The organism is Streptomyces sp. SM11, from assembly GCF_002910905.1.
Classification (GTDB): domain Bacteria; phylum Actinomycetota; class Actinomycetes; order Streptomycetales; family Streptomycetaceae; genus Streptomyces.
This window is the reverse complement of sequence record NZ_NEUE01000212.1, coordinates 19,168-46,073: the sequence shown is the minus strand read 5'-3', so window position 1 is coordinate 46,073 and position 26,906 is coordinate 19,168. Positions and strand designations below refer to the sequence as shown.

The following is a 26,906-nucleotide window of genomic DNA, read 5'->3' as shown; positions in this document are numbered from 1 at the left end:
CCCGCCTCTTTCAGGTCACTTTTCGCGTCACTTCTCGGCGGTCTTCGCGGCCTCCGCGGCCTCCGCCCCGCCGAAGCGGCGGTCGCGCTGGGCATACTCCAGGCAGGCCCGCCACAGGTCCCGGCGGTCGAAGTCCGGCCAGAGAACGTCCTGGAAGACCATCTCGGCGTACGCGCTCTGCCAGATCAGGTAGTTCGAGGTGCGCTGCTCGCCGCTGGGGCGCACGAAGAGGTCCACGTCCGGCATGTCCGGGTAGTACGTGTACTTCGCGAAGGTCTTCTCGTTGACCTTGGACGGGTCGAGCTTCCCGGCCGCCACGTCCTGGGCGATGCGCTGCGCGGCGTCCGCGATCTCGGCGCGGCCGCCGTAGTTGACGCAGAAGTACAGCGTCATCCTGTCGTTGTCCTTGGTCTGCTCCTGGGCGACCTGGAGCTCCTGGACGACGGACTTCCACAGCTTGGGCATGCGGCCCACCCAGCGGATGCGGATGCCGAGCTCGTCCATCTCGTCGCGGCGGCGGCGGATCACGTCGCGGTTGAAGTTCATCAGGAACTTCACCTCGTCCGGCGAGCGCTTCCAGTTCTCCGTGGAGAAGGCGTACAGCGAGAGGTTCTTCACGCCCATCTCGATACAGCCCTTGAGAACGTCCATGACGACGCCCTCACCGACCTTGTGGCCCTCGGTGCGGGGCAGACCCCGCTCCTTGGCCCAGCGGCCGTTGCCGTCCATCACGACGGCGACGTGCTGGGGCACCAGCTCGCCGGGGATCTTCGGAGGCGTCGCGCCCGTGGGGTGCGGCTCGGGGGTCTTGTACGTGCGCCGGTTACGGCCGCCGAGGATCCCGCGTACTGCCATGAGCTTCTCAGTCTCCCTGTGTCACTTGGACCCACCCCCCAATTGCCGGTGGGTCCCATCCACGCACCGCGTCGTCTGCCCGACGCACGGCGTCACTTCTCCACGTACCGCAGCGAGCGCAGTCCGCGCTCCAGATGCCAGTGCAGATAGGCGGACACCAGCCCGCTCCCCTCCCTGACATGACGCGCCTCGCACGCGTCCGCCGTCGCCCAGTCGCCGCTGAGCAGCGCGCTCAGCAGGGCCAGGGCCTGTGCCGAGGGTACGACGCTGCCGGGGACCCGGCAGTCACCGCATATGACGCCCCCCGCCGCGACGGAGAAGAACCGGTTCGGACCGGGCATTCCACACTTGGCGCAGTCCTCGAAGCTGGGCGCGTACCCGTTGACCGCGAGCGAGCGCAGCAGGAACGCGTCCAGGATCAGGTGGGGGGCGTGCTCGCCCCGGGCGAGGGTGCGCAGACCGCCGACGAGCAGCAGATACTGCTGGACGGCCGGTTCGCCCTCGTGGTCGGTGAACCGCTCGGCGGTCTCCAGCATCGCGGTGCCCGCGGTGTAGCGGGCGTAGTCGGCGACGATCCCGCCGCCGTAGGGGGCGATCGTCTCGCTCTGGGTGCAGAGCGGCAGCCCGCGGCCGACCAGCTCGCTGCCGCGCGCGAAGAACTGCACGTCGACGTGGGAGAAGGGCTCCAGCCGGGCGCCGAACTTGGACTTGGTGCGGCGCACCCCGCGGGCGACGGCCCGCACCCGGCCGTGGCCGCGGGTCAGGATCGTGATGATCCGGTCGGCCTCGCCCAGTTTCTGCGTACGCAGCACGATGCCGTCGTCCCGGAACAAGCTCATGGGCCCATTGTCGCCCACCTGGGGCCCGTGGCGGGGGCCCGTCGACCGTTACGGCGTCACGAGGGCGTACGGGCGGCCGCCGCCAGCAGGCGGGCGGTGTCGTCGGCGGGGAGCTGGAGGGCGCTGCCGACCGTGGTCAGCACCTGGCGCTCCGCGGCGCAGTAGGGCCCGTCGGCCAGCGCGATCCTGGCGCCCTGGAGGAGGACGGACTCGCGGCCGGCGACGGCCAGGTGCGGGGCGAGCGGGGCCAGCACCTCGTGCAGCTCGATGGCGAGGGTCGGGCCGCAGGCCCCGGCGGCCGGGTCGGAGCCGGAGCCCCGTCCGGTGTCGGCGGCCAGCACCTCGACGACGGTGAACAGCTGCTCCTGGGTGCAGTCGTCGAGCCCGGCGTCGCGCACGGTGGCGACGGCGGCCTCCAGGACCGTGCGGGAGGTGGTGCCCCCGGCGGCGAGGACGGCCAGGGTGACGGTGTGGACGGCCTCGCGGAGCATCGCGGAGAACCGGGTGGTGGTGGGGTGGTCCAGGGCCTCAGGGGCGTAGCGGACGAGGCAGGCGGCGCACTCGACGACGGGCTCGGTCTCGCCCCGGCGGACCAGGGGAACGCCGAGGACGGTGAGGCGGCGCCGGCCGGTGAGCCGGCGGTAGTTGCGGTCTCCCCCGCAGCCGGGGCAGAAGAAGGCGCCGTCACCGACGGCGTCCCAGATGGTGCGAACGCCGCAGAGGACCGGCCTCAGAGCGCGTTGTCCTTTGGCTGACCGCACGTCGCACACCTCCGTAACGCTCCGGCAACATTGCCGTGTGTTGGACGTGATGTTAGCCACATGCGTGATGCGACGTCAGCCTCTGGGACGTCACAACCCTCGGAATGTGGCCGAACCCCGACCACCCGGAGCGGGTGGTCGGGGTCCGTAAATGCTGCCGTACGGGGTCGAACCGGACGTCCGTACGGAGAGGGAGCGCGATGGCCCGGAAGACCGAGGAGGTCCCGGACGGGTCAGCGGGCCGCGCGGTTGACCGCGGAGACGACCGCCTTGAGCGAGGCGCGGGTGGTGTTGGCGTCGATGCCGATGCCCCACAGGACCTTGCCGTCGATCGCGCACTCGATGTACGAGGCGGCCTGGGCGCTGGCACCCTCGCTCATCGTGTGCTCGGTGTAGTCCAGCAGCCGGGCGTCGATGCCGATGGCCTGCAGCGCTTCGAAGAACGCGGAGATCGGGCCGTTGCCGGTGCCGCTCAGCACGGTGTCCGCGCCGTCGACGGTGGCCTCGACGGTCAGGGTGTCCTTGCCGTCGGTGTCGGTGGTGGTCTGGCCGGAGCGGAGCTGGACGCGCCCCCAGGCGTTCCCGGAGTTCGGCAGGTACTCGTCCTGGAAGGTGGTCCAGATCTGGGCCGGGGTGACCTCGCCGCCCTCGGCGTCGGTCTTGGCCTGAATGATCCGGGAGAACTCGACCTGCATCCGGCGGGGCAGGTCCAGCTTGTGGTCGTTCTTCAGGACATACGCGATACCGCCCTTGCCGGACTGCGAGTTGACGCGGATGACGGCCTCGTAGGAGCGGCCGACGTCCTTCGGGTCGATCGGCAGGTACGGCACGGCCCACTCGATGTCGTCGACCGTCTTCCCCTGGGCGGCGGCGTCGCGCTCCAGGGCGTCGAAGCCCTTCTTGATGGCGTCCTGGTGGGAGCCGGAGAAGGCGGTGTAGACCAGATCGCCCGCGTACGGGTGGCGCGGGTGGATCTCCATCTGGTTGCAGTACTCGCTGGTGCGGCGGATCTCGTCGATCTGCGAGAAGTCGATCTGCGGGTCGACGCCCTGGGAGAACAGGTTCATGCCCAGGGTGACCAGGTCGACGTTGCCGGTGCGCTCGCCCTGGCCAAACAGGCAGCCCTCGATACGGTCGGCGCCGGCCATGATGGCCAGCTCGGCGGCGGCGACGGCGGTGCCCCGGTCGTTGTGCGGGTGGACCGACAGGCAGACGAACTCGCGGCGGGTCAGGTTGCGGGACATCCACTCGAAGCGGTCCGCGTGGGTGGAGGGCGTCGAACGCTCCACGGTGGCGGGCAGGTTGAGGATGATCTCGCGGCCCTCCTCCGGCTGCCAGACGTCGCAGACGGCCTCACAGACCTCCAGGGCGAAGTCCAGCTCGGTGTCGGTGAAGATCTCCGGGCTGTACTGGTAGCCGAAGGTCGTCTCCGGGCCCAGGATCTTCTCGGCGTACTCCATGACCAGTCGGGTGCCGTCCACCGCGATCTGCTTGACCTCGTCGCGCGAGCCGCGGAAGACGACGCGGCGGAAGGTGGGGGCGGTGGCGTTGTACAGGTGGACGGTGGCCCGGTGCGCGCCGGCCAGCGACTCCACGGTGCGCTCGATCAGCTCCTCGCGGGCCTGCGTCAGGACGGAGATCGTCACGTCCTCGGGGATCGCGCCCTCTTCGATGATGGAGCGGACGAAGTTGAAGTCGGTCTCGCCGGAGGAGGGGAAGCCGACCTCGATCTCCTTGTACCCCATCTTGACCAGCAGGTCGAACATCTCGCGCTTGCGGGCCGGGGACATCGGGTCGATCAGGGCCTGGTTGCCGTCGCGCAGATCGGTGGACAGCCAGCGGGGCGCCACGGCGATCCGGTTGTCGGGCCAGGTGCGGTCGGCGATGTCGACGGCCTCGTAGCCGGCGTACTTGTGGACCGGCATCCCGGACGGCTTCTGCAGCTGCGTCGCGTTGGTGATCGGGGTGGGGCGGCCGACAGAATTAACGGCAGGGTTCACGGTGGTCATGGCGTTGGGCTCCTCGGTCCAGCGGGGGTCGGCCGACTGTGCCGCTGCAGCACCAAACTCCGCGGGGAGGGGGTCGGCCTACGACTACAGGCCCTCGCCGCGGCAGCTAAGGAGAAGCAGCCCGAAACGCATGATGCGACGAGCGTAACCGAGTGTGGCCCGTGGCGTCGGTCCGTATCAGTATGCGGGACCGGGCATCGGCGAGGGGTAAACAGTGACTCATCACTCCATTTCGTCAATCATCGTCGCAACCAGTGACAGCACGGTGACGGAATGCCACAGTCGTTTCATGCACCTTCGAACCGACGGCGAGCTCCACCCCGTCTTCTGCACCATCGTTCCGCCCCATGTCCTCGATCACCTGTCCCGGTCGGCCGACGCCCGGCTCGCGGGCCCGGCCCGCCGCACCCTGGTGGCCGACGGGCTGCGCCGCGACCGCCGCCGGCTGACGGCGCTCGCCGCCGCCCCGGCCGCCCCCGGAGCGGGCGCGGTCCCCACCAAGCCCCACCGCGCCCTCTACGACTGCGAGAACGGGACCACACTGCCCGGCCGCCAGGTCCGCGACGAGGGCGACAAACCCACCTCCGACGCCAGCGTCAACCGCGCGTACGCCGGCCTCGGCGCCACGTTCGAGCTACTGCTCTCGGCGTACGGGCGCAGCTCGATCGACGGCAAGGGCCTGCCGCTGACCGGCTCCGTGCACTACGGCGAGGAGTACAACAACGCGTTCTTCGACGGCGAGCAGATGGTCTTCGGGGACGGCGACGGCGAGATCTTCCTCGACTTCACCGTCGCGGTCGACGTGATCGCCCACGAGCTGGCCCACGGCCTGACGCAGCACACCGCCAACCTCCGGTACGAGGGCCAGTCCGGTGCGCTCAACGAGTCCGTGTCCGACGTCATCGGCTCGCTGGTCAAGCAGTACTCGCTGGGCCAGAGCGCGGAGCAGGCCGACTGGCTGATCGGGGCCGGGCTGCTGGCACCCCGGGTCAGCGGGGACGCGCTGCGCTCGATGAAGGCCCCGGGCACGGCGTACGACGACGACGTCCTCGGCAAGGACCCGCAGCCGGGTTCCATGGACGACTACATCGAGACGGACCAGGACAACGGCGGGGTCCACCTCAACTCAGGCATCCCCAACCGCGCGTTCTACCTCCTAGCCACCGCGCTGGGCGGCAACTCCTGGGAGCGCGCCGGGCAGATCTGGTTCGACGTGCTGACCGGCGGCGAGCTGACGGCCGACGCGGACTTCGCGGAGTTCGCCCGGCTGACGGTCGCGGCGGCGGGGAGTCGCTTCGGCGAGCGCGACGAGCGGGAGGCGGTTCTCAAGGCCTGGTCGGAGGTGGGCGTTCCGACCCGGACGTGACCCGGCCATGACCCGGCCGTTCGCGGAGGCGGGGATGAGCGGGCGGCATCGGACCGGTGGGGTCGAGCCGGTGGGGTTGAGTGCCCGTACGGCCCCCGATAGACAGGACCCCATGCGTATTCAGGTCAGCCGGACCGGCGGCTTCGCCGGCATCGCCCGCCGCCGTGAGATCGACACCGAGGGCCGGGCCGACGCCGCGGCGTGGCACGCGCTCGCCGAGGAGGCGCTCCGCTCCGCCGGGGACGCCCCGCCGACGGGAGTGCCGGACGGCTTCCGGTACGCGATCACCGTCGGGAACCGCACCGTGTACTGCGCTGACCCCGATCTGACCGGGGCGCAGCGCACGCTGATCTCACGCGTCCTCAAGGAGGGCGCGTGAGATCGGCACCCGTGCCGTACGAACGTCAGAAGCCCAGCTTCCGCAGCTGCTTCGGGTCGCGCTGCCAGTCCTTGGCGACCTTCACGTGCAGGTCCAGGAAGACCGGCGTGCCGAGCAGGGCCTCGATGTGCTTGCGGGACTTGGTGCCGACGTCCTTCAGCCGCTGGCCCTTCGGGCCGATGATGATGCCCTTCTGGCTGGGGCGCTCGATGTAGACGTTGGCGTGGATGTCCAGCAGCGGCTTGTCCGCCGGGCGGTCCGTGCGCGGCAGCATCTCCTCGACGACGACCGCGATGGAGTGCGGCAGCTCGTCGCGTACGCCCTCCAGTGCGGCCTCCCGGATCAGCTCCGCGACCATGACCATCTCCGGCTCGTCGGTGAGGTCGCCCTCCGGGTAGAGCGGCGGGCTCACGGGGAGCAGCGGGGCGATGAGGTCGGCGAGCAGGGCCACCTGGCCTGCCCCTCGCCCGTCATCACTCCTGCCCCTGCCCTTGCCCTTGCCCGAGGGGCCGCTGCCGGCCCCCTGCTCCTCCTTGACCGCCGAGACCGGGATGATCTCGGCCCACTCGAAGCCGAGCTCGTCGGCGAGCGCGGAGACGGCGAGGAGCTGTTCGGCCAGCGCCTTGGACTCCACCAGGTCGGTCTTGGTGATGATGGCGATCTTGGGGGTCTTCTTGATCCCCGCGAGCTCCTTGACGATGTACTTGTCGCCGGGGCCGAGCTTCTGGTCGGCGGGCAGGCAGAAGCCGATGACGTCGACCTCGGCCCAGGTCGTCCGCACGACGTCGTTGAGCCGCTCGCCCAGCAGCGTGCGCGGCTTGTGGAGGCCGGGGGTGTCGACCAGGATCAGCTGCGCGTCGTCACGGTGCACGATGCCGCGCACCGTGTGCCGGGTGGTCTGGGGGCGGTTGGAGGTGATCGCCACCTTCTGACCGACGAGAGCGTTCGTGAGGGTGGACTTGCCTGCGTTGGGGCGGCCCACGAAGCAGGCGAAGCCGGCCCGGTGGGGGGAGGTGGTCTCCGCTTGCGGGGCAGCGGATTCTTGGTTCGGTCGAGCGCTCATGGCGACCATTCTCCCCGATCCCGGCGGCGGCGCCGCACAGTGGGCCGGACGGGGCAGCACTCGGGCCCGTCACGGATACCTCAGGCCGTACGCGAACGGCGTCGGCGGGCCCGTGCCCACAGGGCCCCTCCGGCCGCGACGAGCACGGCGAGCAGCCCGGCCATGAGCCACGGCACCGCCAGGAACGTGACGGCCGCCGACTCCCGGGTGCCCTTCGCGGTGGCGGTGAGCTCGACCTCGGCCCGGTCCAGCTGCGGTGCGCCGTCCCAGGTCTCGGTGAGCCGGACCTGCTGGCGGGGCAGCAGCTCGGCGGGGAGCTTCGTCAGGCCGCGCTCCAGCAGGGTCCGGCCGAAGAGGCCCTCGGCGCGCAGGGTGACGGCGGGGGCGAGGGTGACGTTGCCCCGGTTGTGCAGGGTGTACGAGATGACGGCGCGGCTCCTGCCGGTGCCCGGGACCAGCGGACGGCCCTGCTCGATCCGGATGTCCTCGACGGAGAGCGCGGGCACAGTGGGCCCGTTCACCCGCAGGTGGATCCGGGTGCCGACGGCCCTGCGAACCCCGACGGCCAGGGCGCCGCGCCGGGTGGCCTCGACGCGTTCGTCCAGGGCGATCAGGGCGCCGGGGTGGTCGCCCGGCTCGGCGTTCTCCGGGACGGTGATGGTCAGGGGCACGGTGACCGAGGCCCTGGGTCCCACGGTGACGGTGTCCCGGTCGGTGCGGGCCCAGGCGCCGACGGAGCGCTGCTTCTCGTTCCGGTCGCGGACCGCGAAGCCGCCGTCGCGCGGGGTGTTGTAGGCGTCGGCCGCGTACAGCCGCAGGGTCAGCGGTTCGGCGGTCTTGTTGGTGACGGTGACCCGGTCGGTGAGCGTGGTGCCGGGGGCGGCGGAGAGGTAGAGGGAGGGGCGTTCGCCGGACGGGCCGGAGGCGGGCCGGACGGACCAGCTGCCGTTGTCGGCCGGGTGGGCGGCGGGCGCGCCGGGGAACAGCAGGAGGGCCCCCGTCAGGAGGAGTACGGAGAGCTTGCGCACGGTGCGGGACCCCCAGGACGTGTCCGGGTGGAGTGGGCCGGCCGGGTGCGCGCCCGGCCCACGGTGGATCAGGAGCGGGACCTCACGACAGGGTGGGGGCCCGTGCTCCCGGGCAGGAGCGGGACCTCACGTGAGGGTGAGGGTCAGCACTCCCGCGTAGGAACCGGCCCCGGTGAAGGCCGGCACATCCAGGGAGAGGCCCGCGTCCACGCTGAACTCCCCTCCGGTGGCCGTCCCGTCGGGCGTGGACGCCAGGGTGGCCCCGGCGCTGCCGACCGTTCCGGCGCTGCCCGCCGCGCAGGTGCTCGGGCTGCCGGGCTTCGTGGCGCAGGACGGGGTCCAGCCGAGGGCGTCGGCGCTGATCCGCGCCCCGCCCGGACCCTTGAAGTCGGTGACCTTGCCGGTCAGGGACCAGCCCGCGGGGCCGCCCCGGAAGTCCTCGACGGTCACGGTGCGCAGGTCGCCGGTGGAGGCGCCGCCCCGGCCGAAGTCGACCCCCGACAGCTGGACGCTGTCGCCGGCCTGGGTCATGGACAGGGTGCCCGCCCGGACGGTCGTGGTGAGCTGCTGACCGCCGTCGGGGATCTCACCGCCTCCGGTGACGGTGTACGCCTGGGGGCCCGCGCCCTTCCCGGCGTCCCAGGCGCCGCCCTCGTAGGCGACGATGCCGGTGCTGTCCGGGTCGCTGACGGTGAGCCGGGCGGTGAAGGCCCCGGATCCGTCGGCGGTGGCCGAGGCGGTGTCGCCGGTCTGCGCGTCGCCGTCGCGGCCCGCCACGGTGATGCCCGCGCCCGGAGTGAACTTCGTGCCGGTGACGGTGACCTCGTCGCCCGGCTGCCCGGAGGCCGCGGAGAGCTGGATGGCGCGCTCGTTGACCTGGCCGCCGCCATCGGTGGCGACGACGGTCTCCGACACGGGGGCGGGCGGGTCCGTCACCGTGCAGGGGGTGTCCAGCTCCATGATGTAGCTGGTGTGGATGTTGTAGTCGCCGGGCGACAGGGTGATCTCACCGGGCTCGGTGACGGTGAACGTGCCCGTCATGGAGAACGACGGGAAGGCGCCCTTCCCGGGGACCGGGTCGTTTTTCTTCGGCCCCGCGACGGTGATGTCTCCGCTCTGCGCGCCGCCCAGGGTGACCTTCCCGGTGGGCGTCATGATGTCGGCGGGCAGCGCCAGGTCGACGGGGTTGCTGGCGGCGGGCTCGACCACGGTGTAGGTCACGGCGACGGTGTCGCCGACCTGCGGGGTCGCGTTGTCGACGGTGATCTCCGCGGTCGTGGTGCCGTCGATGGGCGGGATGCCCGCGATGGGCGGCGGGATGCAGTGGGTGGGGAAGTCCACCGCGACGGAGGCCGTCGCGGCGGCCTGCGCCGGTCCCCCGAGCAGTCCTCCCCCGGTGACGACGAGTGCGGTGATGCCCAGGGCGGCGGCCCAGCGGCGCCGCGGTTCGGTGGATCTTCGCGTGGTCGGTCGCATGAATTCGATGCCCTCCTGCGGAAAGCGGCACGGCGGCTCTTCCGTACCGGCAGGGGGCCATTGATGACCCGGGCGAAAAAGAAGTCAATGCAGACGAAACGCGACGACTGATGGCCCATCAGATGATGTCAAGATCGACGTCCCGTGCGACTCGACGGCCCGGTGCGGCGCGACGCGCCGCACCGGGCGGGGTGCGGGGCGTCGCTCCGGGCCCTGGCTCCGGTGGCCGGGCGCAACCGGGAGGGGTTCCGTTTCGGCAGGCCGTCACGCGGCCCCGCTCAGCCCGCCGTGACGCGGACCCGCAGCGTGCCGTCCGGGCCCGCGAGCAGCACCGGGGTGTCCGGTCCGCCCAGGTCCCGCACGGCGGCCCGGTCGTCGTCGGAGGGGGCCCCGGCGGCGGAGACGACCGCCGCCGCCTCCAGCGAGGTGGCGCCGCTGGCCACCGCCATGGCGACGGCGGTCTGCAGGGCGCTGAGCTTCAGCGACTCCAGCGCCACCGTGCCCGCGACATACGTACGTCCTGTCTCGTCGCGTACGGCCGCGCCCTCGGGCACCCCGTTGCGGGCACGGGCGCTGCGCGCCAGGGTGACGATCTTGCGGTCCTCGGCGTCGAGCTCCGTGGTGTCGGTCATGGCACGAGCATACGAAGCGGGCGGGGGCCGGTGCAGGTCACCCCGGCACCGGGAGCGTCCGGCCGTCCCGGGCCGCTCACGCCGGCACCGGGTACATCGAGCCACGCCGCCCCTCGGGCGAGGCGAGCCACTGGAGTCTGGCCTCGCAGCCGGTGTCGGGCAGCGGGGTGTGCAGCACGATCGCCAGATCCGGCCGGGCCGGCACCCGCAGCTGGGTGGCCTCCAGGACCAGGCGGCCGACGAGCGGGTGCTCCACCTCCTTGCGGTTCTGGCCGGCGGGGGCGATGTCGCGCCGCTCCCACAGCTCGGAGAACACGGAGCTGGCCGCTTTCGTCTCCTCGACCACGGCCCGGAATCCGTCGTCCTCCGGAGAGTCCGAGCAGGCCGCCCGGAACTGTGCCACCACCTGCGGGGCGAGCGCCGCCCAGCTCTGCCCGGTCCGCGCGCGGTAGACCGGGTCGGTGAAGAAGGCGACCAGGCAGTTCTGCCGGATGTCCGGGCGCATGCCGAGCACCGCGGCGGCCGCGTCGTTGTACAGGACGGTGTTCCAGTAACGGTCCATGATGTGGGCCGGGTAGGGCATCCAGGCGTCGATGAGCCGGATCAGCCCCTCGCACATGTCGGCGTCGGCCGGATCGACCTCGGCCGGTGGCGGGTTCAGCCCGGCCAGCACGTACAGATGGCGGCGCTCGGCGCTCCTGAGCCGCAGTACACGGGCGACGGAGTCCAGCACCTGCGGCGAGACGGTGATGTCGCGGCCCTGCTCCAGCCACTGGTACCAGGAGACGCCCACCCCGGCGAGGACGGCGACCTCCTCGCGGCGCAGGCCCGGGGTGCGGCGGCGGGCTCCCCCCGGCAGGCCCGCCTCGTCCGGGGTGACGCGAGCCCGGCGGCTCCTGAGGAACTCCCGCAGTTCGGCGAGGCGGTGGGCTTTCGTGCCGTCCGTCGCCTGCTGGGCCGGTGTGGCCACGTACTCCCCCTGCTGTCCGTGCGTGCGCCTGCCTGGTGGTGCGGACAACAGGATAAGTTCCCGCTCCCCACGGATATTCCGGCCGCCGCAGGGTGGGACCCATGGCGATCGAAACCCCTTCCACCTCCGCTGCTTCCCCTGCTTCCCCTGCTCCCCCGCCGACCCCCGCGCTCCCCGGGGCCGCCCCGCCCAGGCTCTCGGGCCGGGCCCGGCTGGTCCTCTTCGTGCTGTGCGCCGCCCAGTTCATGGTGGCCCTGGACTTCTCCGTACTGAACGTGGCACTGCCGGTGCTCGGCCGGGACCTGGGGCTGAGCACCACGGGGCTCCAGTGGGCGATCACCGCGTTCGCGCTGCCGTCGGGGGGCTTCCTGCTGCTCTTCGGGAGGATCGCCGATCTGTACGGGCGGCGCAGGCTGTTCCTCATCGGGCTCACCGTCTTCGGCGCCTCGTCCCTGCTGGCGACGCTGGCCTGGGACCCGGCCTCCTTCCTCGCCGGACGGGCCCTCCAGGGCCTGGGGGCCGCGGTCATCGTGCCTACCGGGATGTCCCTGCTGACGACCACGTTCCCGGAGGGTCCGCTGCGCGACCGGGCGCTCGGGATCAGCGGGACCCTGCTGTCACTCGGCTTCACGGTGGGCATGGTCGCGGGCGGGGTGCTGACCGAGACGCTGGGCTGGCGCTCCACGATGGGCCTGCTGGCGCTGGCCTCGGTCGTGGTGCTGGTACCGGCCCCGAAGGTCCTGGAGGAGTCGCGTACGAAGGACCGGCCCCGGCTGGACGTACCGGGCGCGGTGAGCGTCACCGGCGGTCTGCTGGCACTGATCTACTCGCTGTCGACGGCGGCGGAACGCGGCTTCGGCGGCGCGGACGTCCTGGTCACGCTGGTCCTCGGCGTCGTTCTGCTGTCGGCGTTCGTCGTGGTGGAGTCCCGCTCGGCGGCCCCGCTGGTGTCGCTGCCGATGCTGCGGCGGCGGACGGTGGCGTTCGGCAACCTCGGCGGTCTGGTGACCTTCTCGATGATGAGCACGGTCGTCTTCGTCCTGACGCTGTACCTCCAGGAGGTCCTGGACCTCTCACCGTTCTCCACCGGTCTGGTCTTCGGGGTGCAGGGCGTGCTGTCGGTGGTGGCCGGGATGTTCGCGCCGAAGCTGATCGGCCGGGTCGGCGCCCGCCGGACCCTGGAGCTGTCGCTGCTCGGCCAGGGCCTGTTCATCGGCGCGCTGCTGGGTCTGGGCACGGGGTCGGGCGTGTGGCTGGCCACGGCGGCGGTGTCGCTGGCGAGCATGTGCCACCTGGGCGCGATCATCGCGTACGGGCTGACCGTGACGTCCGGCATCCCGAACGAGCAGCAGGGCCTGGCGACCGGGCTGGTCACCACGACCCAGCAGGTGGGCCTCACGGTCGGCATCCCGCTGCTGGGGGTGCTGGCCACGACGCAGGACACCCTGTTCGACGGCGTACGGACGGTGGTGGCGGTCGCCGCGGCGATCCTGCTGGCGGCGGGCGCGGCGGTGGCGGCCGGTCTGCGGCGGAGCTGAGCGCCCGGACGGTACGCGGCCGGGCCCGCTCCCCACGGGGAAGGAGCGGGCCCGGTCCCGTACGCGTACGTCCTACGGGCGGTCCAGGCGCAGCCGCTCCGCCTTCGGGAGTCCGGCGACCACCAGGTCGTAGGAGTCCTCGACCAGCTCGCGCAGCAGCCGGTCCGGGACGCCGGAGACGGTCACCGTGTTCCAGTGCCGCTTGTTCATGTGCCAGCCGGGCACGATCGCGGGGTGCGTCCCGCGCAGCCGGATCGCCTCGTCGGGATCGCACTTGAGATTGACCGTGAGCGGCCGCCCGTCCAGCGCGGTGAGCGCGAACATCTTGCCGAGCACCTTGAAGACGGAGGTCTCGGGGCCGAACGGGAACTCCTCCACGCTCGCGTTGAACTCCAGGCAGAAGGCCCGCAGCCGCTCCGGCGTCATTCCGCTTCCTTCTCCTCGGTGTGCTTGTGCTCCGGCTCCACCAGCACCGTGACGATCTTGTTCCGGCGGCCGGCCGGGGACTCGGCGGTCAGCCGGAGCCCGCGGCCGTCGGGCAGCTCGACCGTCGCCGAAGCGCCGGCGATCGGGACTCGGCCGAGCGCCTTGGCGAGCAGGCCGCCGACGGTCTCCACGTCCTCGTCGTCGTACTCGTCGAGGCCGAAGAGGCCGCCGAGGTCCCCGATGTCGAGCCGGGCGGTGACCCGGTAGCAGCCGTTCTCCAGCTCCTGGACGGGCGGCAGCTCCCGGTCGTACTCGTCGGTGATCTCGCCGACGATCTCCTCCAGGATGTCCTCGATGGTGACGATGCCCGCGGTGCCGCCGTACTCGTCGATGACGACCGCGACATGGCTGCGGTCCTGCTGCATCTCGCGCAGCAGGTCCCCGGCGTTCTTGGTGTCGGGGACGAAGGCGGCGGGACGCATCGCGGTGGAGACGGGGTCGGCCTCGGACTCGCGGTTGATGTGCGTCTTGCGGACCAGGTCCTTGAGGTAGACGATCCCGACGACGTCGTCCTCGTTCTCGCCGGTGACCGGGATCCGGGAGAAGCCGGAGCGCAGGGCGAGGGTGAGGGCCTGCCGGATCGTCTTGTAGCGCTCGATGGAGACGAGGTCGGTGCGCGGCACCATGACCTCGCGGACCAGGGTGTCGCCCAGCTCGAAGACGGAGTGCACCATGCGGCGCTCGTCGTCCTCGATGAGCGACTCCGCCTCGGCGAGGTCGACCATGGCGCGCAGCTCGGCCTCGCTGGCGAACGGCCCCTTGCGGAACCCCTTGCCCGGGGTCAGCGCGTTGCCGACGAGGATCAGCAGCTGCGGGATCGGCCCCATGATCCTGGCCAGCGGCAGCAGGACGTACGCCGAGGCCGTGGCCGTGTTCAGCGGGTGCTGGCGGCCGATGGTGCGCGGGGAGACGCCGATGGCGACGTAGGAGACGAGCACCATCACGCCCATCGCGACCGCCAGCGCCTCCCAGGTCTCGGGAAGCTCCTGGAGGCAGACGTAGGTGACGAGGACCCCTGCCGACATCTCGCAGGCGACCCGCACCAGCAGGGCGACGTTGAGATAGCGGGTGGGGTCGGCCGCGATCTGCGCCAGCTTCGCGCTGCCGCGCCGCCCGGAGCGGACCGCTTCGTCCGCCCGGAAGCTGGAGGTGCGGGCGATGCCGGCCTCCGCGCAGGCGGCGAGCCAGCCGACGACGACCAGCAGGACGGCGCCGACGATCAGGGGCGCGCTCACGAGACGGTGGGGGCGGGGGACGCGCCGGTGAGCCCGTGCTCCCCGCGCCAGCCGTCCACGATGGCGGCCTGGAGGCCGAACATCTCGGCCTTCTCGTCCGGCTCCTCGTGGTCGTACCCCAGCAGGTGCAGCACTCCGTGGACGGTCAGGAGTTGGAGCTCCTCGTCCATGGAGTGCTGCGTCGGGGCCTCTTCGCCCTGCTTCTTCGCGACCTCCGGGCAGAGCACGATGTCACCGAGGAGCCCCTGTGGGGGCTCCTCGTCGTCCTTGGCCGGCGGACGCAGCTCGTCCATCGGGAAGGACATGACATCGGTCGGGCCGGGGAGGTCCATCCACTGGATGTGCAGCTGCTCCATGGCGTCGGTGTCCACGACGATCACCGAGAGCTCGGACAGCGGGTGGATCCGCATCCGGGCCAGTGCGTAGCGGGCGATGTCGAGGATCGCCTGCTCGTCGACCTCGGTTCCGGACTCGTTGTTGACGTCGATCGACATGGTGCGCTGCGACTACTTCCTTTGACGACGGTCGGGTCGGCCGTCTGCGCGGCCTTCCGCCTGACCGTCCTGCTGACCGTTTCGGCTGTCGTACTTCTCGTACGCGTCGACGATACGGCCGACGAGCTTGTGCCGGACGACATCCTGGGAGGTGAGCCGGGAGAAGTACACGTCGTCCAGCCCTTCCAGGATGTCCTGGACCTGCCGCAGCCCGCTCTTGGTGCCGCTCGGCAGGTCGACCTGGGTGACGTCACCGGTGACGACGATCTTGGAGTCGAAGCCGAGGCGGGTGAGGAACATCTTCATCTGCTCGGCGCTGGTGTTCTGCGCCTCGTCGAGGATGATGAACGCGTCATTGAGCGTGTTGTGCGTCAGCAGGTAGTCCTGGGTGACGTACAGCGAGTCCTCGGCCGCCACCTGGATGCAGACCGCCTCTTCGCGTCCGGCCGGCTCGATGCTGTCGATGAACCGCATGGGGCGTCCGCCGCCTCCGGCCGCGTGGTATTTCTCGGCCTTGCGGGCGAGACGGAAGGGCTCGATTCCTTCCGGGAGGCGGATGTCGACGACATGGGCGTCGTAGCGGTGGTGGACCGGCCGGCCCTTGGCGAGTCCCGGCGCACGTCCTGCTGCGGGCCGACGGCGGGTGTACGCCACTCCTCCGAGCGACTGGACCAGAGCGATGACGTCGTCTCGGAGAGCGATCGACGCGGTCGTGTACTGAACGCGACAGGTTCGGTCCGACTGCGTGACCGGACCGCCGTCGGCATCGAGGAGACCTTGGAGCACTCCGAGACGAATCTCGGCGGAGTTGTGCAGATAGTCGTCCGGAACGAACTTCGAGTGGGACCGGGTTCCCAGAAGGTCCAGCTGCCGCAGGACGCCGGTGACCGGGTTCTCCAGTGTCACCACGTCGCCCGGTGCCTTGGTGCGGTTCAGCACGTAGTCCGGCCCGCCCTTGTGCCGCAGGGTGACGCCTGTGAGCGCTCCTTGCAGCGCTTCGGCAAGGTCCTGGTCAGCGGTGGCGAAGGACGGTGTGGTGGATCCGGTGAGGCAGCCGTCGCCCAGCAGCAGTCCGAGCGCGTACGGGTCCATCGGGACCTCGCGCACGGGGAAGCTGACGGGTGCGGTCAGCATCGGCAGCTCGTAGCGGCGGGCGTGCGCCGCGCGGAGGTTGCCGATCATCTCCTTGGTCTCCAGGACCCGCCACGGCTTGTCCCGGCGGCGGTCGGAGGCGGTCCGGACCGTCCACAGGTGCTCACCGCAACACAGAGTCCAGGAGCCGTCCTGGGCGCTGACGCGGTAGATGTCCTTCTCGCCCTGCGGATACACGCCGAGGACGGGGGTCGGCTCGCCGTTGGAACCGATGACCAAGTCTCCGACCTGAAGGTCACCGATGGGCCGCCATCCGTCCGGCGTCAGGACCTTCGTGAATCGCGGCTGGGCTCGACCCCTCATGTATGCCAGCGGCGCCACCTCGATCGTGCCCGCCGCCATCAGCCGCGGGATCGAGTCGGGGTCGAGCATGTCGTGCAGGGCGTCGTAGAGCGGGCGCAGATACGGGTCGATCTTGTCGAACAAGGTGCCCGGCAGGAAGCCGAGCCGCTCCCCCGCCTCTACCGCGGGTCGGGTCAGGATGATCCGGCTGACCTGCTTGGACTGCAGGGCCTGAACGGCCTTGGCCATGGCCAGGTAGGTCTTGCCCGTGCCCGCCGGGCCGATCCCGAAGACGATGGTGTGCTGGTCGATCGCGTCGACGTACCGCTTCTGGTTGAGCGTCTTGGGGCGGATGGTGCGGCCGCGGTTGGAGAGGATGTTCTGTGTGAGCACCTCTGCGGGCGTCTCGCCCCCGGGCTCTCCCCCGCCGCTGCCGGCCGCCCTGAGCATGGCGATCGACCGTTCCACTGCGTCCTCCGTCATCGGCGCTCCGGTGCGGAGCACGAGCATCATCTCGTCGAACAGGCGTTGGATGAGAGCGACCTCGGCGGCCTCGCCCGTGGCACTGATCTCGTTGCCCCGGACATGGATGTCGGCCGCCGGGAAAGCCTCTTCGATCACGCGCAACAGCGAGTCACCCGATCCGAGGAGCATCACCATGGGGTGTGCGGCCGGGATCCTGATCTGGGCACGCGCCTGCGGCTGTGTGGGTGTCTGAGTCATGGGCCAGCCCTCGGGCCTGCGCATACCTCCCGTTGCAGGGTTCTCGCTGCTCGACAACCTCTGGATTACCAAGCCTACGACCTGGCGGTGACAACGCCGAGAGGTTTTACCGGCCGCTCCGCGGGCGCTTCCGGGCCGGGCCACCGGGCCCGGTCACTGGCGGAAGCCGATCGTGGGCACCGCGCGCCGCAGCGGCCAGGCGCGGGCCGTGGTGGGCAGCAGGTCGTCCAGGAAGGCGTAGCGCTCCAGCGCGGCGGGGTCCTGGTCCGCGCAGCTGCGGATCAGCTGCCACCAGGCGGCGACCTCGGCCCAGCCGGGGGCGGAGAGCGAGCCGCCGAACTCCTGGACCGAGAGGGCGGCGGTGAGCCCGGCGAAGGCGAGCCGGTCGGCGAGCGGCCAGTCGGCGAGGGTGCCGGTCACGAAGCCGGCGACGAAGACGTCCCCGGCGCCGGTGGGGTCGAGGGCCGCCACATCGATGGCGGGTACCGAGGCGGCGGCGCCGGTGCGGCCGTCGACGGCGTACGCTCCCTCGGCGCCCAGGGTGACCACGGCGAGCGGGACGCGTTCGGCGAGCGCGTGGGCGGCGGCGCGCGGGCAGTCGGTGCGGGTGTAGCGCATCGCCTCCTCGGCGTTGGGCAGGAACGCCTCGCAGTGCGCCAGGCCGGGCAGGGCGTCCAGGTCCCAGCGGCCGGTCTCGTCCCAGCCGACGTCGGCGAAGATCAGCGCGCCGTTCCGGGCGGCGGCGGCCACCCAGGGTTCGCCCCGGCCCGGGGCGAGCGAGGCGACGGCGGCACGGGCGCGTGGCGGGCAGCGCGGGAAGGCCGGGCCGGGTGCGGGGGGCCCGGGGGCTCCGGTGGGGGCGGGCGCCTCGTGGCCGTGGGAGACCATCGTGCGCTCTCCCTCGTACGCCATGGAGACGGTGACCGGGGAGTGCCAGCCGGGGACGGTGTGCGACATCGACAAATCGATTCCCTCGCCCTGTTCGAGGGCGTCCCAGCAGTACTCCCCGTAGTGGTCGTCACCGAAGGCGGCTGCGAGGGAGGTGCGCAGACCGAGGCGGGCGAGGGCGGTGGCCATGTTGGCGACGCCGCCGGGGCTGGATCCCATCCCCCGGGCCCAGGACTCGGTGCCGCGCACCGGGGCGCTGTCCAGGCCGGTGAAGATGATGTCGAGGAAGACCGGGCCGGTCAGGAAGACATCGCAGGCGGGGTCGCGGGGGGCGCGCAGCGCCAGCAGCGGGTCAATGCCCGGAGTGTCTGTGCTCACCGTGCGCTCCCGGGGTCGTGCGGCGGATCTCGGCGGGATCCGGACCGTGTCAGATGCGGCCAGTCTGCCCGATCCGACCGATCCGCCCGGGAGGAACACCGTGGCCGCACCCATGTGTTCGCAGCAGCCCCGACCTGCATAAACATGCGCTGCTACCCCGGGTTTCCCTGCATAAACGCATAAGTGACCCAGATCACATCAGGGTAGCTTTCGGGGAGCCTGGAGCGCTTGATACAAATTGCCCCGCGAGCACCTTCGGGGGCCTTCTCCGACGAGAGCCGCATATCTCAGCATCTCGCTGCACACCACTGCAATACCTCCATGCCTTCGCATGCCCCCGCTCGCTTCGCCGTGCCCCGCTCCACCCCCTCCCCTCCCCCTGCCTGCTCAGGCATGTCTTCAGGAACGCCCATGTCCTCGCGCCCCGGTGCCGCGTGGCCCCTGGTTGCCGTGTTCACCGCCGGTTACCTCGCCGCCTATCTGCTCCCCACCGTCGTCGGCCGGCTCAGCGCCCATCTCGGGCTGAGTCCCGCCCAGGCGGGACTGGTCGGCAGCGCCCTGCTCCTCAGCTCGGCCGGTGCCGGCTTCTCGCTGGCGGGCCGGGTCGAGCGGTACGGGGCACGCGCCCCCGCCCGCGTCGGCCTGCTGCTGGCCGCCGTCGGTTACGGCTGTGCCGCGCTCGCCGGGTCCGTGCCGCTGGTGGTGCTCGGCGTGGTGGTCGGCGGCTTCGGCTCGGGCACGGCGACGGCGGTCGCGGCGGCCGGGATCGCCGCCCGGCGCGACCCGCACCGGACGTCCGCGCTCGGGCTGCTCACCGTGTCCGCCACGGCGGGCGTCCTCTATCTGACGATCCCCCACCTCGGCGGCGGCCACCGGCTTCCGTTCACCGCGATCGCCCTGGTCGCCCTGCTCGTCTGGCCCGCGACCGCCCGGCTCGGCGGTGCGGCGACGGCGGCGGAGGAAACCACCTCGCAGATCACCGGACGGCTCCCGCACCGCCGCTCCGGGCTCGTCCTGGCGGGCGGCATGCTCGTCTGGTCCATGGCGCAGAACGCGCTGTGGGGCGTGAGCAGCCGTATCGGCGCCGTCCAGGCGGGGCTGTCCGAGGTCACCGTCGGCGCGGTGTTCGCCGCCGCGCTCGGCGCGGGTCTGCTCGGGGTGACAGGCGCCGGGCTGCTCGGCGCGCGGCTCGGCCGGGCGGTGCCGATCGGGCTGGGGACCGTGGTCATCGCGGCGAGCATCGTGCTCTGCTCATCGGCCCGGGACCTCGGATCGTTCGCGACCGGCGAGGTGCTGTGGAACACCTGCTACCCGGTGGTCCTCTCCTACCTCATCGGGCTGGCCGCCTCCCTGGATGTACGCGGGCGGTGGGCGGTGCTGGCGGGCTCGGCCTCCTCCGTGGGGGTGGCCTGCGGCCCGCTGCTGGGCAGTGTGCTCTCCGAGAAGGCCGGCTATCCGGCCATGGGGCTGATCCTGGGGGCGGCCACCCTGCTGGTCGCCGCCCCGGTGACCGCCGTGGCCCTGCACACCGGCGGCCGTCCGCTGGTGCCCGGTTCGGTGCGCCGCCGCGGTGGCGCACCGGCCGCCCTGCTCGCCGCCACCACCGGGGGCCTGCCCGGCGCGGTGCCGAAGCTCGGTTCACCGGAGCAGGCCGTCACGGAGCTGCGCGTACCGGCGCTGCGGCGCAGGCGGCTGGTGCGCAGCGCGATCCGGACGGCCGGTCCGGACGGCGGCCCGGGTCAGTCGAACGCGTACGCCTCGACCTCGGACAGGTAGCGCGCCCGGCGCTCCTCGTCGTGGTCGAGGAAAGCCGCCTCGAAGGAGTTGCGGGCCAGGGTGCGCAGCTGTTCCCGGTCCAGGTCGAGCGCGTCGCGGACGGCGTCGAAGTTGTCCCCGGCGTACCCGCCGAAGTAGGCGGGGTCGTCGGAGTTCACCGTGCAGAGGAGCCCCGCGGCCATCATCTGCGGCAGCGGGTGGTCCCCCAGCGTGTCGACCGTGCGCAGCCGTACGTTGGAGAGCGGGCAGAGCGTGAGCGGCACCCGGTCGGCGACCAGCCGTGCCACCAGCTCCGGGTCCTCCAGACAGCGCAGCCCGTGGTCGACGCGCTCGACGCCGAGGACGTCCAGGGCCTCCCGGATGTACTCCGGCGGGCCCTCCTCCCCCGCGTGGGCGACCTTGCGCAGGCCGAGGGCGGTGGCTTCCTCGTACACCGCGCGGAACTTGGCCGGCGGGTGGCCGACCTCGGCGGAGTCCAGGCCGATCGCGCTGATCCGGTGCAGATAGGGCTTGGCCGCGTCCAGGGTGCCGAGGGCCGATTCAGCGGACAGGTCGCGCAGGAAGCACATGATCAGCTGGGTGGAGACGCCGTGCCTCTCCTCGCTGCGCTCCAGGGCCCGGCCGATCCCTTCGATGACCGTGCCGATCGGGACGCCGCGGGCGGTGTGGGCCTGCGGGTCGAAGAAGATCTCGGCGTGCCGGACGCCCTGGGCGGCGGCGCGGGTGAGGTAGGCATCGACGAGTTCGGCGAAGTCCTCCTCCGTACGCAGCACGGCCATCAGCGCGTAGTAGAGGTCCAGGAAGGACTGGAGGTCCTCGAACTCGTAGGCGGCGCGCAGTTCGTCGGTGGTGGCGTACGGCAGGGCCACCCCGTTGCGCTCCGCGAGAGCGAAGGCCAGCTCGGGTTCGAGGGTGCCTTCGATGTGGAGGTGGAGTTCGGCCTTGGGGAGGTGCACGGTGTCTCGCAAACGGTGGTGCGGTTGTTGACGGTGGAGTGGTTGTCGGCGGTGGTGCGGTTGTCGGCGGTGGTGCGGATGTTTCAGTGGTGGTGGCGGGTGGGGACCGGGACGCGGATCAGGTCCTGGGCGACGGTGAGTTCGCCGTCGAACCCGGCGGCTCGGGCCTGGGTCTCGAAGAGTTCCGGGTCGCTGTAGCGCTGGGAGAAGTGGGTCAGCACGAGGTGGCGCACGCCCGACTCCTTCGCCACCCGGGCGGCCTGTCCGGCGGTCAGGTGCCCGTGGTCGACAGCCAGCTTCTCGTCCTCGTCGAGGAAGGTCGACTCGATGACGAGCATGTCGCAGCCCTCGGCGAGCGCGTACACCCCGTCGCAGAGCCGGGTGTCCATGACGAACGCGAACCGCTGCCCGCGCCGGTGCTCGGAGACCTGCTCCAGGGTGACGCCGCCGAGGGAGCCCGCCCGCTGGAGGCGGCCGACGTCCGGTCCGGCGATGCCGTGCTCCTTGAGGAGGGCGGGCAGCATGCGGCGGCTGTCGGGCTCGGTGAGGCGGTAGCCGTACGACTCGACGGGGTGCGAGAGCTTCCTGCTGTCCAGGGTGTACGCGGGCATGGCGGCGAGGACGCCGCCGGCTCCGGCGACCGGGGCCCGGTTCAGCTCGACGGTCTCACGGTAGGCGGTGGCGTACCGCAGCCGGTCGAAGAAGTGCTGCCCGCTCGCCGGGTAGTGCGCGGTCACCGGGTGCGGCACCTGGTCGAGGTTGATCCGCTGGATCACCCCGGCGAGCCCGAGGGAGTGGTCACCGTGGAAGTGGGTGATACAGATCCGGTGGATGTCGTGCGCGGCGACCCCGGCCCGCAGCATCTGGCGCTGGGTGCCCTCGCCGGGATCGAAGAGGATGCCCTCGCCGTCCCAGCGCAGCAGATAGCCGTTGTGGTTGCGGTGCCGGGTGGGGACCTGGCTGGCGGTGCCGAGCACCACCAGCTCGCGTACGGACATGGTGGAGGCTTTCGTTATCCGGGAGGCCACTGGAGGCCGCGGCCGCCCAGGACGTGGGCGTGCGCGTGGAAGACGGTCTGTCCGGCGCCGGAGCCCGTGTTGAGGATGATCCGGTAGCCGCTGTCGTCGATCTTCTCGTCGACGGCGACCGCTCCGGCCTCGCGCAGCACGTCCGCGGCGATCTGCGGTTCGGCGGCGGCGAGGGAGGCGGCGTCCGGGTAGTGGACCTTGGGGATGACCAGGACGTGGGTCGGGGCCTGCGGGTTGATGTCGCGGAAGGCGACGGTGTTCTCGCTCTCGCGGACGATGGTCGCCGGGATGTCTCCCGAGACGATCTTGCAGAACAGGCAGTCGGACTGCGGCTCTCCCGCCATGGCCGGGCCTCCTCGTCGCTGGTGGTCGGTTCGCTTCTCCGAAGATCAGTACACGGGCATGCTATCGCCGGGCAGCCTCCTGACGGGGTGCCTCCGCGTTTCAGCCCCAGCGTCCCGTGCGTCCCAGCAGCAGCGCGGTCGCGGCCGTACCGGCGGTGGAGGTGCGCAGCACGCTCCGGCCGAGGCGGTAGGGGCGGGCGCCCGCCTCGGCGAAGGCGGCCAGCTCCTGCGGACAGACGCCGCCCTCCGGTCCGACGACGAGGACGATCGAACCGGTCGCGGGCAGTTCGGCGTTGGCGAGGGGCGTGCTGTCGTGGTCGCGGTCCTCGTGGAGGACCCCGGCGAGGTCGGCGGCGGCGAGCAGTGCGGCGACCTGCTTGGTCGTCATGGCGTCGGTCACCTCGGGGAAGCGCACCCGGCGGGACTGCTTGCCCGCCTCCCGCGCCGTACTGCGCCACTTCGTCAGGGCCTTGGCGCCCCGCTCGCCCTTCCACTGGGTGATGCAGCGGGCCGCCTGCCAGGGCACGATCGCGTCGACGCCGGTCTCGGTCATCGTCTCGACCGCCAGCTCGCCCCGGTCACCCTTGGGGAGTGCCTGGACGACGGTGATCCGGGGTTCGGGTACGGGCTCCTCCTGGACGGTTGCGCGGACGGTGACCGTGAGGCGGTCCTTGCCCTCGGCGGCCCGCACGACGCCGTCCGCCCAGTGGCCGAGGCCGTCGGTGAGGACGAGTTCCTCGCCGGGCTTGAGCCGCTTGACGGAGACGGCGTGCCGTCCTTCGGGGCCGTCCAGGACGAACTCCGGCCCGGTGGGCATCCGTTCGACGACGAAAACCGGTGCGGTCACCGGGGGCTCCTCATGCTCAGGGAGGACCGGGCGGCCTCCAGTTCGGCGGCGAGCAGCTCGATCAGCTCGCCCGCGGGCAGTTCGCGGGCCATCCGGTGGCCCTGTCCGGCCCACAGGGCCATGCCCTGAGCGTCCCCGGCCTTGGCGGCGGCCCGGCGCAGCCCGCTGGTGACGTAGTGGACCTGGGGGTAGGCGGCGGGGGCGTACGGGCCGTGTTCGCGGACGAAGCGGTTGACCAGACCGCGGGCGGGCCGCCCGGAGAAGGCGCGGGTCAGCTCGGTGCGGACGAACAGCGGGTTGGTCAGGGCCTGCTTGTGCAGCGGGTGCGCCCCGGACTCGGGGCAGATCAGGAAGGCGGTGCCGAGCTGGGCGGCGTCCGCGCCCGCCGCGAGGACGGCGGCGATCTGTGCGCCGCGCATCAGGCCGCCGGTGGCGACGACCGGGATCTGCACGGTCTCGCGGACCTGCGTGATGAGGGAGAGCAGCCCGGTGCCGGCCTGGTCGGCCTGCGGGTCGTCGCGGTGGGTGGACTGGTGGCCGCCCGCCTCGACGCCCTGGACGCAGACGGTGTCGGCGCCCGCCCACTGGGCGCTCTGGGCCTCCTCGGCCGAGGTGACCGTGACGATGGTGTGCGTCCGAACCCTGGCGAAGGCGTCGAGGGTGTCGCGGGTGGGGCAGCCGAAGGTGAAGGAGACCACCGGGACCGGGTCCTCCAGCAGGATCGCGACCTTCGCCTCGTAGCCGTCGTCGCCGCTGCTGTCCGGGTCTCCGAGCGGGGTCTCGTACCAGGTGGCCTCGCCGGCGAGCTGGTGGCGGTAGACCTCGACGGCGCTGGGGTCGGCGAGCGCGGGCTGCGGCATGAAGAGGTTGACGCCGAACGGCCCGCCGGTGAGCCGGCGCAGCTGTTTGATCTCGTTGTACATCCCGTCCGCCGTCTTGTACCCGGCGGCCAGGAATCCGAGCCCGCCGGCATCGGCGACGGCCCCGGCGAGCTGAGGTCCGGACGCGCCGCCCGCCATGGGTGCCTGCACGATCGGATACCGGCAGAGATCGGTCAACTCGGAGGACATGAGCGCATCGTGCCACGTGCCCGTGCACGGGGCCGAATCAGCCAGCCGACGGCCTGACCGGTTCTCCCGCCGTACGCCGCACCGCCCGCCGGTACGGAACCGGCGGGCGGTGCGGTGAAAGGGGAGAAGTGGTTCAGCGACCGTTGAACGCGTCCTTCAGCCGGGAGAAGAGCCCCTGCTGACCTGGCTGAAACTGACCCAGAGGTCGCTCCTCGCCGCGCAGCTTGGAGAACTCCCGCAGGAGCCGCTCCTGTTCCGCGTCGAGCTTGGAGGGGGTCGTCACCTCGACGTGCACGATCAGGTCGCCCCGGCCGCCGCCGCGCAGATGCGTGATCCCGCGCCCGTGCAGGGGCACGGACTGGCCGGACTGGGTGCCGGGCCGGATGTCGATCTCCTCCAGGCCGTCCAGCGTCTCCAGCGGACACTTGGTGCCGAGGGCCGCGGCCGTCATGGGGATGGTGACCGTGCAGTGCAGATCGTCGCCGCGCCGCTGGAAGACGGCGTGCGGCAGCTCGTGGATCTCCACGTACAGATCGCCGGGCGGGCCGCCGCCGGGGCCGACCTCGCCCTCACCGGCGAGCTGGATGCGGGTGCCGTTGTCGACGCCCGCGGGGATCTTGACCGTGAGGGTGCGCCGCGAGCGGATGCGGCCGTCGCCGGCGCACTCCGGGCAGGGGGTGGGCACGACCGTGCCGAAACCCTGGCACTGCGGGCAGGGCCGCGAGGTCATGACCTGGCCCAGGAAGGACCGGGTGACCTGCGAGACCTCGCCGCGGCCGCGGCACATGTCACAGGTCTGGGCGGAGGTGCCGGGGGCCGCGCCCTCGCCGCTGCAGGTGGTGCAGACGACGGCCGTGTCGACCTGGATGTCCTTGGTGGTGCCGAAGGCCGCCTCGTTGAGGTCGATCTCCAGCCGGATCATGGCGTCCTGGCCGCGCCGGGTCCGCGAGCGGGGCCCGCGCTGCGCGGCGTTGCCGAAGAACGCGTCCATGATGTCGGAGAAGTTGCCGAAGCCGCCGGCCCCGAAACCGCCCGCGCCACCGCCACCGCCACCGCCGGCGGCGGAGAACGGGTCGCCGCCGAGGTCGTAGACCTGCTTCTTCTGCGGGTCCGAGAGCACCTCGTAAGCGGCGTTGATCTCCTTGAACCGCTCCTGGGTCTTCGGGTCCGGGTTGACATCCGGGTGCAGCTCGCGGGCGAGCCGACGGAATGCCTTCTTGATCTCGTCCTGAGATGCGTCGCGGCGCACGCCTAGTACGGCGTAGTAGTCCGTGGCCACTTACGAATCCGCCAGGATCTGTCCGACGTAACGTGCCACTGCGCGTACCGCTCCCATCGTTCCGGGGTAGTCCATGCGGGTCGGTCCGACCACGCCGAGTTTGGCGACTGCCTCGTCGCCCGAACCGTAGCCGACCGCGACGACGGACGTGGAGTTGAGCCCCTCGTGGGCGTTCTCGTGCCCGATTCGTACGGTCATGCCGGAGTCCGTTGCCTCACCGAGCAGCTTCAGCAGGACGACTTGTTCCTCCAGTGCTTCCAGCACCGGCCGGATCATCACCGGGAAGTCGTGTCCGAAGCGGGTGAGGTTGGAGGTGCCGCCGATCATCAGCCGCTCCTCCGTCTCCTCGACCAGTGTTTCGAGGAGGGTGGAAAGAACCGTGGAAACCGTCCCCCGGTCCTCGCTGTCGAAAGATTCCGGCAGCTCCTGCACCAGCCGCGGGACATCCGCGAAGCGGCGTCCGACGACCCGGCTGTTGAGCCGGGCCCGCAGATCCGCGAGCGATGTCTCACCGAACGGTGCAGGACAGTCGATCATACGCTGTTCGACCCGGCCGGTGTCCGTGATCAGGACGAGCATCAGCCGAGCTGGGGCGAGCGCCAGCAGTTCCACGTGCCGCACCGTCGAGCGGGTCAGCGAGGGGTACTGCACGACGGCGACCTGCCGGGTCAGCTGCGCGAGCAGCCGCACCGTCCGGCCGACCACGTCGTCGAGGTCGACCGCGCCGTCCAGGAAGTTCTGGATGGCCCGGCGCTCGGGCGAGGACAGCGGCTTGACGCCCGCGAGCCTGTCGACGAAGAGGCGGTACCCCTTGTCGGTGGGGATGCGGCCCGCGCTCGTGTGCGGCTGGGCGATGAAGCCCTCGTCCTCCAGCACCGCCATGTCGTTGCGGACGGTGGCCGGGGAGACCCCCAGCCGGTGCCGTTCGGTCAGGGCCTTGGAGCCGACGGGCTCCTCGGTGCCGACATAGTCCTGGACGATGGCGCGCAGCACTTCGAGTCTGCGTTCGCTGAGCATCGCGCACACCTCCAGCTGTGTCTCTCCGGATCTCT

At 71.6% G+C, this 26,906-nt stretch carries 25 protein-coding genes; 4 read left to right on the top strand and 21 right to left on the bottom strand.

Annotation, left to right across the window (positions count from 1 at the left end; translation table 11 throughout):
• Positions 1-27 precede the first annotated feature (27 nt).
• The 4 genes from B9S58_RS20760 to leuA all read right to left on the bottom strand — a co-directional run bounded on the left by B9S58_RS20760 (position 28) and on the right by leuA (position 4,464).
• Positions 28-855 carry an isoprenyl transferase gene (locus B9S58_RS20760; protein WP_103533611.1) on the bottom strand — a complete coding sequence of 276 codons (828 nt, stop codon included), beginning with the start codon at positions 853-855 and terminating at the stop codon, positions 28-30.
• A gap of 92 nt (positions 856-947) precedes the next feature.
• The gene (gene recO, locus B9S58_RS20755; protein ID WP_026237355.1) at positions 948-1,694 is read right to left on the bottom strand and encodes a DNA repair protein RecO; all 747 of its coding nucleotides are present in this window, start codon (positions 1,692-1,694) and stop codon (positions 948-950) included.
• 56 nt (positions 1,695-1,750) lie between these two features.
• A complete protein-coding gene (locus B9S58_RS20750) occupies positions 1,751-2,455 on the bottom strand; it encodes a TerB family tellurite resistance protein (RefSeq protein ID WP_103533690.1) in 705 nt (234 codons plus the stop codon).
• Positions 2,456-2,688: 233 nt separating this feature from the next.
• Entirely contained in the window at positions 2,689-4,464 is a 1,776-nt protein-coding gene (gene leuA / locus B9S58_RS20745; RefSeq protein WP_103533610.1) for a 2-isopropylmalate synthase, read from the bottom strand.
• 289 nt (positions 4,465-4,753) lie between these two features.
• Here leuA and B9S58_RS20740 point away from each other — a divergent pair, with 289 nt between their 5' ends.
• Positions 4,754-5,830 (top strand): M4 family metallopeptidase, encoded by a 1,077-nt coding sequence (locus tag B9S58_RS20740; RefSeq protein WP_103533609.1) that lies wholly within the window; start codon positions 4,754-4,756, stop codon positions 5,828-5,830.
• 112 nt (positions 5,831-5,942) lie between these two features.
• Positions 5,943-6,209, top strand: coding sequence for a protealysin inhibitor emfourin (locus B9S58_RS20735; RefSeq protein ID WP_103533608.1), 267 nt, complete (start codon positions 5,943-5,945; stop codon positions 6,207-6,209).
• 25 nt (positions 6,210-6,234) lie between these two features.
• On the opposite strand, the gene B9S58_RS20730 is transcribed toward B9S58_RS20735, so the two are convergent.
• The 5 genes from B9S58_RS20730 to B9S58_RS20710 form a co-directional block, all read right to left on the bottom strand.
• Positions 6,235-7,281 carry a GTPase Era gene (locus B9S58_RS20730; RefSeq protein ID WP_374935697.1) on the bottom strand — a complete coding sequence of 349 codons (1,047 nt, stop codon included), beginning with the start codon at positions 7,279-7,281 and terminating at the stop codon, positions 6,235-6,237.
• Positions 7,282-7,352: 71 nt separating this feature from the next.
• The gene (locus tag B9S58_RS20725; RefSeq protein ID WP_103533607.1) at positions 7,353-8,300 is read right to left on the bottom strand and encodes a WxL protein peptidoglycan domain-containing protein; all 948 of its coding nucleotides are present in this window, start codon (positions 8,298-8,300) and stop codon (positions 7,353-7,355) included.
• Between the two features lie 126 nt (positions 8,301-8,426).
• Complete coding sequence (locus B9S58_RS20720) at positions 8,427-9,776, bottom strand: beta-xylosidase (protein ID WP_103533606.1); 1,350 nt, start codon at positions 9,774-9,776, stop codon at positions 8,427-8,429.
• Positions 9,777-10,054: 278 nt separating this feature from the next.
• Positions 10,055-10,408: a cytidine deaminase gene (locus B9S58_RS20715; protein ID WP_103533605.1), complete on the bottom strand. Its 354-nt coding sequence runs from the start codon at positions 10,406-10,408 to the stop codon at positions 10,055-10,057.
• A 76-nt stretch (positions 10,409-10,484) separates the two neighbouring features.
• Positions 10,485-11,378, bottom strand: a complete 894-nt coding sequence (locus tag B9S58_RS20710; protein WP_103533604.1) for a helix-turn-helix transcriptional regulator — start codon at positions 11,376-11,378, stop codon at positions 10,485-10,487.
• A gap of 101 nt (positions 11,379-11,479) precedes the next feature.
• Between B9S58_RS20710 and B9S58_RS20705 the strand changes: the two genes are divergently transcribed.
• Positions 11,480-12,916 carry an MFS transporter gene (locus B9S58_RS20705; protein WP_103533603.1) on the top strand — a complete coding sequence of 479 codons (1,437 nt, stop codon included), beginning with the start codon at positions 11,480-11,482 and terminating at the stop codon, positions 12,914-12,916.
• A gap of 72 nt (positions 12,917-12,988) precedes the next feature.
• On the opposite strand, the gene B9S58_RS20700 is transcribed toward B9S58_RS20705, so the two are convergent.
• The 5 genes from B9S58_RS20700 to B9S58_RS20680 form a co-directional block, all read right to left on the bottom strand.
• Complete coding sequence (locus tag B9S58_RS20700) at positions 12,989-13,342, bottom strand: MmcQ/YjbR family DNA-binding protein (protein WP_103533602.1); 354 nt, start codon at positions 13,340-13,342, stop codon at positions 12,989-12,991.
• Positions 13,339-14,637 carry a hemolysin family protein gene (locus B9S58_RS20695; protein ID WP_103533601.1) on the bottom strand — a complete coding sequence of 433 codons (1,299 nt, stop codon included), beginning with the start codon at positions 14,635-14,637 and terminating at the stop codon, positions 13,339-13,341. The genes B9S58_RS20700 and B9S58_RS20695 overlap by 4 nt, the downstream gene beginning before the upstream one ends.
• On the bottom strand, positions 14,634-15,131 hold the full coding sequence (gene ybeY, locus B9S58_RS20690) for an rRNA maturation RNase YbeY (RefSeq protein WP_003969265.1): 498 nt from the start codon (positions 15,129-15,131) through the stop codon (positions 14,634-14,636). The genes B9S58_RS20695 and ybeY overlap by 4 nt, the downstream gene beginning before the upstream one ends.
• A 12-nt stretch (positions 15,132-15,143) precedes the next feature.
• Positions 15,144-17,288, bottom strand: coding sequence for a PhoH family protein (locus B9S58_RS20685; RefSeq protein WP_103533600.1), 2,145 nt, complete (start codon positions 17,286-17,288; stop codon positions 15,144-15,146).
• A 153-nt stretch (positions 17,289-17,441) separates the two neighbouring features.
• On the bottom strand, positions 17,442-18,554 hold the full coding sequence (locus B9S58_RS20680) for a carbohydrate kinase family protein (protein ID WP_103533599.1): 1,113 nt from the start codon (positions 18,552-18,554) through the stop codon (positions 17,442-17,444).
• A 411-nt stretch (positions 18,555-18,965) separates the two neighbouring features.
• On the opposite strand from B9S58_RS20680, the gene B9S58_RS20675 reads away from it, so the two are divergent.
• Positions 18,966-20,330 carry an MFS transporter gene (locus B9S58_RS20675; RefSeq protein ID WP_103533598.1) on the top strand — a complete coding sequence of 455 codons (1,365 nt, stop codon included), beginning with the start codon at positions 18,966-18,968 and terminating at the stop codon, positions 20,328-20,330.
• Here the strand turns inward: B9S58_RS20675 and B9S58_RS20670 are convergent.
• The 7 genes from B9S58_RS20670 to hrcA all read right to left on the bottom strand — a co-directional run bounded on the left by B9S58_RS20670 (position 20,294) and on the right by hrcA (position 26,871).
• Complete coding sequence (locus tag B9S58_RS20670; protein ID WP_103533597.1) at positions 20,294-21,286, bottom strand: adenosine deaminase; 993 nt, start codon at positions 21,284-21,286, stop codon at positions 20,294-20,296. The genes B9S58_RS20675 and B9S58_RS20670 overlap by 37 nt on opposite strands.
• A gap of 83 nt (positions 21,287-21,369) precedes the next feature.
• Entirely contained in the window at positions 21,370-22,284 is a 915-nt protein-coding gene (locus B9S58_RS20665) for a ribonuclease Z (protein WP_103533596.1), read from the bottom strand.
• Between the two features lie 14 nt (positions 22,285-22,298).
• Positions 22,299-22,658 (bottom strand): histidine triad nucleotide-binding protein, encoded by a 360-nt coding sequence (locus tag B9S58_RS20660; RefSeq protein ID WP_103533595.1) that lies wholly within the window; start codon positions 22,656-22,658, stop codon positions 22,299-22,301.
• Between the two features lie 100 nt (positions 22,659-22,758).
• Complete coding sequence (locus B9S58_RS20655) at positions 22,759-23,505, bottom strand: 16S rRNA (uracil(1498)-N(3))-methyltransferase (RefSeq protein WP_103533594.1); 747 nt, start codon at positions 23,503-23,505, stop codon at positions 22,759-22,761.
• Positions 23,502-24,575 (bottom strand): nitronate monooxygenase, encoded by a 1,074-nt coding sequence (locus B9S58_RS20650; RefSeq protein ID WP_103533593.1) that lies wholly within the window; start codon positions 24,573-24,575, stop codon positions 23,502-23,504. Before B9S58_RS20650 ends, B9S58_RS20655 begins: the two co-directional genes overlap by 4 nt.
• A gap of 133 nt (positions 24,576-24,708) precedes the next feature.
• A complete protein-coding gene (gene dnaJ / locus B9S58_RS20645) occupies positions 24,709-25,854 on the bottom strand; it encodes a molecular chaperone DnaJ (protein ID WP_103533592.1) in 1,146 nt (381 codons plus the stop codon).
• Positions 25,855-26,871, bottom strand: a complete 1,017-nt coding sequence (gene hrcA / locus B9S58_RS20640; RefSeq protein WP_103533591.1) for a heat-inducible transcriptional repressor HrcA — start codon at positions 26,869-26,871, stop codon at positions 25,855-25,857. It lies immediately after the preceding gene.
• Between the last annotated feature and the right edge of the window lie 35 nt (positions 26,872-26,906).